The sequence below is a fragment of the Pseudomonas sp. o96-267 genome (assembly GCF_003935465.1).
GTDB classification, from domain to species: Bacteria; Pseudomonadota; Gammaproteobacteria; order Pseudomonadales; family Pseudomonadaceae; genus Aquipseudomonas; species Aquipseudomonas sediminis.
This window is the reverse complement of sequence record NZ_RHQP01000070.1, coordinates 1-4657: the sequence shown is the minus strand read 5'-3', so window position 1 is coordinate 4657 and position 4657 is coordinate 1. Positions and strand designations below refer to the sequence as shown.

Sequence of the window (4657 nt, the reverse complement as noted above, 5' to 3'; positions counted from 1 at the left end):
CGCTGAGTTCGGTATAAGACATAGGGGCAGCACCGTACCGGAAAGGTCAGGTGTTGCACTCAGTTTTTGCCGCCGCCGCCGTTATTTGAAGAGTTTTATAATAAAGTTTCTGCAAAACCTGCCGTGAAAAGTGAGCTAGTCAGGATCGGGCGCTGGCCAAGTAAAGACTTAGATGATTTTTACGGTGCAGCAGCAATCGAAACGAAGACATACGCATCGGGGAAGAAGAAGGGCGACAGTTTCACCAAAAAGCATTGGGCAGGTCGGCTTCAAACTCAGCCCGGTGATCGCGAAATGATGACTCGCCATGAAATGCAAGCGCGTTGTCCCGAACTGTTGATCACCAACTACTCCATGCTCGAATACATGCTCATGCGACCTATCGAGCGCGATATTTTTGATCAGACCAAAGAATGGCTCAAAGCGGACGCGCGCAACGAATTTATCCTGGTGCTTGACGAGGCGCATATGTACAGAGGGGCAGGTGGAGCCGAGGTGGCACTGCTGATTCGACGCCTATGCGCGCGGCTCGACATTCCGCGAGAACGCATGCGTTGCATTATGACTAGTGCGAGTCTGGGGCCCGCTGACACCGCCGCAGTTGATGGCGAGCGTTTTGCTCGGGACTTGACGGGCTTGGCCGACACATCGCCACGGCGCGTCAGGGTGATTCAGGGGACACCAGAACAACGCTGCGTAACACAGACAGCGCCGGCAGCACAGCTTAAGGCGTTGACGGATTTCAATCTGGCCGATTTTCAACGCTCGGCCGATGACCTCGATGCAGCCACTGAAGCAGCGGCGCAACTCGCTCTTCGGTTAGGTTGGAACCAACCGCCGCGCGGTGGCCATGCAGCGTTTCGTAACTGGCTGTTTGAACATCTTACGGGGTTCGAGCCGCTGGAGAACCTGATTACCGCCGTATCGGGTCGAGCGGTTCGCCTAGATGAGCTGAGTGATCGGCTTTTTGGCAATTATCCTGCGGTCGATGCGGAGAAAGCCACCGACACGCTCCTGGCACTGGGTAGCTACGCACAGCGGAGCACAGATGGCCGGGTGTTGCTTCCGACGCGCCTGCACCTCTTCCATCGCGGATTGCCAGGCTTGTTCGCTTGCGTGAACCGTACCTGCTCCAAGCGCTTGGGCCATCATGATGGCCCCACTATCCTAGGCCGTCTGTATACGAAACCCGCAACCCAATGTGGCTGCGAGGCCAATGGACGCGTGTATGAATTACTCACGCATCGTGACTGCGGAGCAGCTTTCTTACGTGGTTTTGTGAACGAGGAGCAGGACTTCGTTTGGCACCAACCCAGTGGGCCGTTATCAGACGGTGCGGTTTCTAAGCTGGTGCCAATAGAATTGTGCGTGGAGGACGCTATCCATCCTCGCAGTCGACATATCGAGAAATGGCTACATATGGCCAGTGGCATTCTCTCGAATGAACGGCCAAGCGATGAAATCGGGTTCCGCAGGGTTCGTGTACCGGACAAGGCCGCAGACGCAGGCGATCTGACTTTCGATCATTGTCCTGTCTGTACACGCAAAATAAAAAACACCAAAGATGATCCATCAAAAATTATGGATCACCTTACAAAAGGGGAGGCTCCGTTCACTACGCTCGTCCGGACGCAAATGGCTAAACAACCCGCCAGTCGAGCCAAAGATACTCGGCACCCGAACGCCGGTCGAAAGGTTTTGATTTTCTCTGACGGTCGACAAAAAGCTGCTCGGCTAGCGCGTGATATTCCACGTGATATTGAACTTGACGTGTTTCGACAGGCTGTCGCATTGGCTTGTCAAAAACTAGTGGAGTTAGGAAAACCCGCCAAGCCCACGGCCTTACTCTACCTAGCCTTCCTTTCGGTTTTGACCGAACACGACCTGCCGATGTTCGATGGTGGTGACTCGAGAAGAGTCGAGAGTGCACGAAAGTTATTTGATGACAATTATGACTCCGACCTGGCGGAAGCCATTGGGGAGAATTTCACGCCACAGGAAATTCCAGCGCGTTACCAGATTGCCCTTCTCAAACTTCTTTGCGGCAATTATTACTCGCTGACCGGGACAATGGTCGGTTTCGTTGAGCCTACCCCCCTGAAACTGCGAAAACTCAGCCAGCACTTGTCGACGACTGGGCTTGCGATCAGCGAAGCGAACGTCCGTGAACTGGCGGTAGGGTGGATTGACTCGATGCTACAGGAATACGCATTCGACAGATCCATTGAGTCGGTCTACCGCTGGAAGGCAGCTGGTTATGCGAACTCGGCATGGGGCAGTAACGGTCAGTTTGGGAAATCGTTGAAGGAGAGCTTGATCAAGCATTTCGGTTGGCCGAGTGAGGCGATGCAGCGAGTTGAAGCTACCTTCCGAGATCAATTGGCGGAAGAACTCGATGGTACCTGGTTCCTGGTGCCTGATTCCTTATCTATTGTTGTCGACTTAGCCCACTGTTGGGCGCAATGCGCTGACTGCACTGCGCTGATGCCCTTCGCCTTGGCGGGTAAGGTTTGCCTGGCGTGCGGCAGCGACGCGGCAGCGCCTCTGGATCCGAGAAACAGCGATTATGTTACGGCTCGAAAGAACTTCTGGCGGCTTCCGGTGGCTAGGGCCCTAACACCAGGAGCAGAGCTGTCCAACATGAGCGTGGAAGAACACACCGCTCAATTGTCGAACCGTGATCGCAGTAGGGTCCATGCAACTACAGAACTCTATGAGATGAGATTCCAGGACGTGCTGATTGAGGATCGGGATCGTCCTATCGATGTACTCAGTTGCACAACGACTATGGAGGTAGGCGTCGACATCGGCTCGCTAGTCGCAGTAGCGTTGAGAAACGTTCCTCCGCAGCGGGAAAACTACCAGCAGCGCGCGGGGCGGGCTGGGCGGCGTGGTTCGTCGGTATCCACCGTAGTCACCTACTCACAGAATGGCCCGCATGACAGCCACTACTTCTTGAATCCATCACGTATCGTGGCAGGTCCACCTCGTACACCGGAGGTCAAGATCGATAATGCGAAAATCGCCCGTCGGCATCTTCACGCGTACCTGATCCAGACTTTTTTTCATGAAATTATGGCGCAATGCACCAGTGCCTTGGCTGAAAAAAACTCGTCGTTGCTCAAAGCGCTTGGTCCGACTAAGGACTTCTTCTGCAGTACCGAACAACCCGGCCCCAACTTGAACAGTTTCGAGGCCTGGGTGGCTCGCCGGGTACTGGCCAGCGACGGTGATCTTCGCGAGTCCATTGTCGCTTGGTTGCCGCCGGGGTTGGATACCCGCGGGCTTTCATTGACGGAATGGCTGGCTGATACCAGTAAGCGCTTACTTGGGGAGCTCAAGAACCTCGGTAATACCGTCCAGGCGACTAAGACGTATGAGGATGTTGCTGAACAAGAAATCCAGGACGACGAAAACCCCTCATCAAACATCGAACAGGCGGAACTTCTAGAGTTCCTGTTCTATCACGGATTGCTTCCCAGCTACGCCTTCCCGACCAGTCTTTGCAGCTTTCTCGTTGAAAAGCTGACCAAAAACGCACGAGATCGTTGGGAAGTGCGTACGGTGCAACGACCGCAACAGTCAATTATCAAAGCCCTTAGCGAATACGCCCCAGGGCGACTCATAGTTATTGACAAAAAAACCTATCGTTCGGGTGGCGTCTTTGCAGATCTGCCGCCGGGGGTAGTGAATCGTGCAGGCCCTCTCTTCGAAAACCAAAAACCGCACACGCACTGTAAAGCCTGCTCGTTTGTGCGTGACCCCCGTTCAGCTAATGAACTGATGAGTTGTCCCGTCTGCGGCCAACAGTTGGTTACTGAACATATGATTGTGCCAGAAGTGTTCGGCCCGGAGAGCGCCGCTGACTTGCCGGAAAATGACCGCGAGCAAGAAATCACCTACACGACAATGGCCCAGTTGCCGCAACCAGTCGATCCTGAGGTTTTCAGCTTTTCCGCATGTGGTCCCTATGCAAGCTACACCTATGCCATCGACCGTACGCTCGTTACCGTCAACCGAGGCAAGGAAGGCACGGGAGAAGGGGGCTTTTCAGTCTGCATGGAATGCGGCCATGCCTCGGTCTTTGATCAGGAGGCGAACTCCGGGCCACATGAGCGTCCATACAAGCAACTTGGTCCAAAAGGAACACCGCCGAAGTGTTCTGGGCAGTTCGCACGCGTGTTGCTAGGCCATCACTTCGACACAGACCTTCTGCTGTTACGCCTCAAAATCGCAGACCCCATCGTGACCGATACTGTAAACGGTGTGGTGCTGCACATTCTCGAAGATGCTTTGCATTCTCTTGCAGAAGCACTAAGGCTAGCGGCCAGTCGGCATCGGCAACTGGATCTAGACCCTGCCGAATTCGGCTCTGGCTTTAGGATTGAGCCTGCTCTGCACGGTGATTCCCGTATCCTGGATATATTTTTGTACGATACGTTGTCAGGTGGAGCAGGGTACGCAGAGATTGCAGCGCGGCACATGGAAGAAATTTTGGATGCAACGCTTGAGCTGTTGGATAACTGCACATGCGAGACTTCCTGTACAGAATGCCTCAACCACTTCCATAACCAACACTGGGCGGTTGCAGGAGCTGAGTGCAACACGGTTATTGAATTGAAGCCGGAGCATCATGCCGCATTGCCATGGCATTTTG

At 54.2% G+C, this 4657-nt stretch carries 1 protein-coding gene; it reads left to right on the top strand.

Translation table 11 applies throughout. From position 1 onward, the window contains the following. Window positions 1–66: 66 nt before the first annotated feature. Window positions 67–4657, top strand: a 4591-nt coding sequence (locus EGJ86_RS24580; protein WP_256672510.1) for a Zn-binding domain-containing protein, incomplete at its 3' end; no start/stop codon positions are given.